This window comes from Eggerthella sp., assembly GCF_048329335.1.
Lineage (GTDB): Bacteria > Actinomycetota > Coriobacteriia > Coriobacteriales > Eggerthellaceae > Eggerthella > Eggerthella lenta.
Map to the genome: position 1 here is coordinate 1 of NZ_DBFEGU010000066.1, position 5074 is coordinate 5074.

Below are 5074 nucleotides of genomic sequence, written 5' to 3' on the forward strand. Positions count from 1 at the left end.
ACCTGGTGTAACGTCGCGGGTTGCGCGTCTTGGGGCGCGGAGGCATCCAAGTGCGCTCGAAGTGCAACATCGCGGGCAAAACCGTGCAACGGACGCGCTGAACGGTTTTGCGCCGATAGATGGCATGACGGCGGAAGCGAAGTCGAACAGCGGAAATCGAACGGTTTGGTAATCTCGACGAGGGCTCGGTCGCGGCATCTCGGACCCGCAGAGCGCGATCGAAGGAGTTTTCCCAGGTCGGATGTTCGAAGCGTAAATAAAAGCGAATCGATAGGATTACCAAACCGCCCGATTGCTGCCACGAAGCGGGGATTTCGCCGTCAAATCGGCATCGACGGGTGTTGACGCATGCCGCCGTGCACGTAGGGCGGCATGCTGTCGGTCAAGACGGCGCGCTTCGAGTGCTCCGCATGAAAAAGATACCGAAGCGTCGGAGAATGCGAGGGGAGGCCGCGCAGGGCGCAGGTAGTTTGCTATCATGGGACGACACATCTGCATCGTATGAGAAGGAAGTTCCATGTCGCTATCCATCGGTATCGTCGGTCTGCCGAACGTCGGCAAGTCCACGCTGTTCACGGCCCTCACGAACAAGGGCGGCCTCGCGGCCAACTACCCGTTCGCCACCATCGAGCCCAACGTGGGCGTGGTGCCCGTGCCCGACGCGCGCCTGGACGCGCTGGCGAACATCGACCATCCCACGCGCATCGTGCCCGCCACCATCGAGTTCGTGGACATCGCGGGTCTCGTGGCCGGCGCCAGCCAGGGCGAGGGCCTGGGCAACCAGTTCCTCGCGAACATCCGCGAGACGGACGCCATCTGCGAAGTCGTGCGTTTCTTCGGTGACCCCGACGTGGTGCACGTGGCGGGCCGGGTGGACCCGAGCAGCGACGTGGACACCATCAAGACCGAGCTCATGCTGGCCGACATGGCCACCATCGAGAAGGCCCTGCCGCGCTTGGAAAAAGAGGCGAAGCGCGACAAGGACGGCGCCAAGAAGGTCGAGGTGGCGAAGAAGGTGCTCGCAGGCCTGGACGAGGGGCACCGCGCCCGCACGTTGGGGCTGGACGAGGACGAGCAGGCTGCCATTTACGATCTGCACCTGCTGACGATGAAGCCCATGCTGTACATCGCCAACGTGGACGAGGACCAACTGGACGCCGATCTGCCCGAGATCGACGGCTGCCGCCCCGTGCCCATCAGCGCGAAGGTGGAGGCCGACCTGGCCGAGCTCGAACCTGCCGAGGCGAAGGAGTACCTGGAGGCCATGGGTCTCGAAGAGAGCGGCCTGGCGCGCCTGGTGCGCGAGGCGTATAAACTTCTGGGGCTGCAGTCGTACTTCACCACCGGCGAACAGGAAACGCGCGCTTGGACCATCCCCGTCGGTGCGAAGGCTCCGCAGGCGGCGGGCGTCATCCACACCGATTTCGAGCGCGGCTTCATCAAGGCGGAGACGGCCTCGTACGAAGACTACGTGGGGCTGGGCGGCGAGAAGGGCTGCCGCGATGCCGGCAAGCTTCGTCAGGAAGGCAAGGAGTACGTCGTCCAGGACGGCGACGTCATGCACTTCAAGTTCAACGTGTAAGGAATTCGTCCCGAACCCCCTTTGAACAGGGGGTTCGGTTTTTAACGGAAACGTCTAATGCATGCCGGGGTATACGGCTCCGGTGGCGGGCGCGGGCGCGTCGCCGCGATCGGGCGGAATCACGCCGAACTCGACCAGCAGACCGTAGAGGTCGGTCCCCTTGATCTTCTCGATTCCCTCGTGCAGGGCGAGCTTTTCGAGGGGATTCATCTCCATGTCGGTGATGGGCTTGCCGTCCCTGATCAACGTGGTGGCGTTCAGCAAATCGCGGATGTCGAACGCGCTGCCCCATACTTCGGGCACGCCGCGGTCGACGTTGCACAGCGTGTAGACGGCTTCCATGCCGGTGCGCATGGAATACTCGGTGGTGAAAATGGTGTCGCGCGGCGTTTCCGCGAATTGGCCGATGAACGCGAAGTTCACCGCGCCTTCGGGCACGACGTCGGGTCGGTCGCCTGCGGCGCGCGGCATGAAGAATGCCGTGATGTAGGGCATCATGCACGGAACCGTGTTGGCGTTCTTCTCGGCGAGTTCTTCGATCTGCGATTCGGGAACGCCCAGGTGGTACAGCCATTCCATGCATACTTCCTTGCCGGTGCATTCGCGCAGGGTTTTCTTCACGTAGTTGCCGGGCACATCGGTGAACAGGCCGTATATCCAGCCGCACAGCTGATCGCCGGGCTGGGCTCTGAACTGGGGTTGCCTGTTGAACGTCCAACTTAAAAGCCAGTTCGAATCTTTTACGGTAACGATGCCGCCGGTTACGACGCCGCCCGAGAACGGATCGCGACGGCAAATGCTCTCGATATAGGGAACGATCTTCTCATCGAGCGTCGTGCCGGTGGCGCTCATCCAGTTGGACTTCTCCGGATCGCCGATGAATTTTTCCGGATTCCCGAATGCGGAATCCTGCCGTGCGATACGTCGCCACAGGTCGAATCCGGTTCCTTTTTCCAGCACGGCGTTGAACTGGGCCGGCTCGTCTTGCGATCCGAAGGACGAATTGGCGACGCAGCTGCCGTTGGTGATGAACAGCAGGTCGTCGTCGGTGAGGTGAAACGTCTTGTCGGCCCCTTCGCATATCGTCTGCACCTCGGTGGCTACTTTGCGCTCCGGGGTGCTGGAGAACGTGATGTCGACGACCTCGGTGTTCAGATGGATCTGCACGCCCTGGCCTTTCAGGTAGTTCACCATGGGCAGGATGAGGGATTCGAACTGGTTGTACCGGGTGAAGCGCAGTGCGCTGAAGTCGGGGAGCCCGCCGACGTGGTGGACGAAACGCTGGATGTAGCGCTTCATCTCGAGCGCGCTGTGCCAGCTCTCGAAGGCGAACATGGTGCGCCAGTACAGCCAGAAGTTGGAATCGAGCACATCGTCGGAAAAATAGTCGGTTATGGGCTTGTCGTCGAGTTGCTCTTCGGGGGTGAAGAACAGGTTCATGATCTCCATGCACGCCTTGTCGGACAGGTTGAATGTATTGTCGAGGCCGGCGTCTTCACCCCGGTTGACCGTTGCGCGGCACAGGGAATAATTGGGATCGCGCTTGTTCAATTGATAGTAGTAATCGAGGATGCTCATGTTCTCGTCCTCGATGGAGGGGATGGATCGGAACAGGTCCCACATCACTTCGAAGTGGTTGTCCATCTCGCGACCGCCGCGCATAGTGAAGCCGAGCTGGGGATACTCCCACCCGTCGCAGGCGCCGCCCGGTTCGGCGTCGCGTTCGAACAGGTGCACGCGCGAGCCGTCCATCTGAGCATCCCTGATCAGGTAGCACGCGGCCGACAAGCCCGCCAGCCCGGTGCCGACGATGTAGGCCGATTTGTCCTCGATGCCCTCCGGCTTTGCCGGGCGGGCGAATGCTTCGTAGTTTCCGCTGGAATAGTACACAGGCTCTCCAATCTCTCGACGTAGGGGTACGGCCCCCATTGTGATGCGGGGCGTCCGAGGGCGAAGAGGGCGTACCGACCTGATGCGGCTTCGTTTGGAAGGGGTAACGTGGGGGTTCGGGTTGTCGCATGCCGCGGTGTCGAAGAACCCAGAACGGCTTGCATTGCGTTCGGCGTCGGCTTCGTAGCTTTGTTGCCGCTCGAACGATTGCGGCCGGCTTGTTTTCCGTTTGTGTATACTGATCACGAACAATGCGCTGAAGCGTGTCGGATGGTTCGAGCGGCCGCGCGTGTCGAGCGCGATCGGGTGAGCATGGTCGGGGAGCGAGGATTATCTATGGACGAGATCGGGAAGCTGGGCTTCGGGTTCATGAGGCTGCCCGTCGTCGAGGGCGACGGCGGCAAGGAGATCGACATCGAGCAGGTCAAGCATATGGTAGACCTGTTCATGGACGCGGGCTTCACCTATTTCGACACGGCGCGCGGCTACCATAACGGCCGGTCGGAGGCGGCGCTGCGCGAGGCCGTCGTCGAGCGCTATCCGCGCGAATCGTTCCAGGTTGCCACGAAGCTGCCGGCGTGGCTGGCGAAAAACGCCGATCATGCGCGCGCCATGTTCGACAAGTCGCTGCGCGAGACGGGGGCGGGTTATTTCGACTTCTTCTTGCTGCATAACCTGGGCGAGGAGCGCACGCGCCTGTTCGACGACTTCGGCCTGTGGGACTTCCTGCACGAGAAGAAGGAGGCGGGTCTGATCCGCAACCTGGGCTTCTCCATCCACGACAAGGCTGCCGTGTTGGAAGAGGTGCTGGAGGCGCATCCCGAGGTGGACTTCGTGCAGCTGCAGATCAATTACGCCGACTGGGAGAGCGAAACCGTCGAATCGCGCAAGTGCTACGAGGCTGCGCGCGCCCACGGGCTGCCTGTCGTGGTGATGGAGCCCGTTAAGGGCGGCTCGCTCGTGCATCTGCCCGAGGAGGCGGCGGACGTGCTGCGCGCCGTGAATCCGGACGAGTCGCTGCCCTCGTGGGCGCTGCGGTTCGCCGCGTCGCTGCCGGGCGTGCTCACCGTGCTGTCGGGTATGTCCACACCCGATCAGGTGCGCGATAACACGCAGATCATGCGTTCGTTCCATCCGCTGGCGCACGAGGAGGACGAGGCGCTGGCGCGCGTGCGGGCCATCCTCGACGGCGTGCCTACCGTGCCGTGTACCGACTGCCGCTACTGTTTGAAGAACTGCCCGAAGGGCGTGCGCATCCCGGCGGCCCTCGCGTCGCTCAACATCCTAGAGCTGTTCCACGACATGCACCGGGCGCAGGAGAACTACGATTGGAACGCGTCGAGCGGCCCCGCGTCCACGTGCGTCGGGTGCGGCGCGTGCGAAAGCGTGTGCCCGCAGCATATCGAGATCGTGAAGGAGCTGGGTCGCGCCGCCGAGCTGTTCGAGAAGAAGCCGGCATGACGCTGACGGGTTCCGGCCAGGACGTGGGCGTCGAGGCGCTCGACGCGTTTTTCGCGCGCACGCCGCGCTTGGCCGTGGCGTTCTCGGGCGGGTGCGACTCTTCGTTCCTGCTGGCCGCCGCGTTGCGCGCCGGATGCGACG

The 5074-nt window shown here is 62.8% G+C and carries 3 protein-coding genes; 2 read left to right on the plus strand and 1 reads right to left on the minus strand.

The features are described from left to right. Positions 1–517: 517 nt before the first annotated feature. Positions 518–1582: a redox-regulated ATPase YchF gene (ychF, locus tag ACMO6A_RS02085; protein ID WP_015760374.1), complete on the plus strand. Its 1065-nt coding sequence runs from the start codon at positions 518–520 to the stop codon at positions 1580–1582. 54 nt (positions 1583–1636) lie between these two features. Here the strand turns inward: ychF and ACMO6A_RS02090 are convergent, their stop codons facing one another. Further along, the gene (locus ACMO6A_RS02090) at positions 1637–3472 is read right to left on the minus strand and encodes an oleate hydratase (protein ID WP_418470709.1); all 1836 of its coding nucleotides are present in this window, start codon (positions 3470–3472) and stop codon (positions 1637–1639) included. A gap of 336 nt (positions 3473–3808) precedes the next feature. Here ACMO6A_RS02090 and ACMO6A_RS02095 point away from each other — a divergent pair, with 336 nt between their 5' ends. Continuing rightward, positions 3809–4933, plus strand: a complete 1125-nt coding sequence (locus ACMO6A_RS02095; protein ID WP_015760376.1) for an aldo/keto reductase — start codon at positions 3809–3811, stop codon at positions 4931–4933. Positions 4934–5074: the final 141 nt, after the last annotated feature.

Bases quoted from the DNA above. Each gene is read 5' to 3' on its own strand.
- ychF (WP_015760374.1), top strand. From the start codon at position 518: ATGTCGCTATCCATCGGTATCGTCGGTCTGCCGAACGTCGGCAAGTCC.
- ACMO6A_RS02095 (WP_015760376.1), top strand. From the start codon at position 3,809: ATGGACGAGATCGGGAAGCTGGGCTTCGGGTTCATGAGGCTGCCCGTC.